This is a genomic window from Streptomyces sp. NRRL B-1140, assembly GCF_001280065.1.
Taxonomy (GTDB): domain Bacteria; phylum Actinomycetota; class Actinomycetes; order Streptomycetales; family Streptomycetaceae; genus Streptomyces.
Map to the genome: position 1 here is coordinate 1 of NZ_LGEA01000086.1, position 205 is coordinate 205.

Genomic DNA, 205 nt, shown 5'->3' on the forward strand with positions numbered 1-205 from the left:
CTGAGACCTGATGCCGAGCCGATTGTGGTGAAGTGGATGATCCTATGCTGTCGAGAAAAGCCTCTAGCGAGTTTCATGGCGGCCCGTACCCTAAACCGACTCAGGTGGTCAGGTAGAGAATACCGAGGCGTTCGGGTGAACTATGGTTAAGGAACTCGGCAAAATGCCCCCGTAACTTCGGGAGAAGGGGGGCCACACCTGGTGA

General features: G+C 55.6%; 1 rRNA gene. It reads left to right on the forward strand.

Going from position 1 to position 205, the window contains the following annotated elements:
- A 23S ribosomal RNA gene (locus ADK65_RS10175) occupies positions 1-205 on the forward strand; the annotation flags it as partial.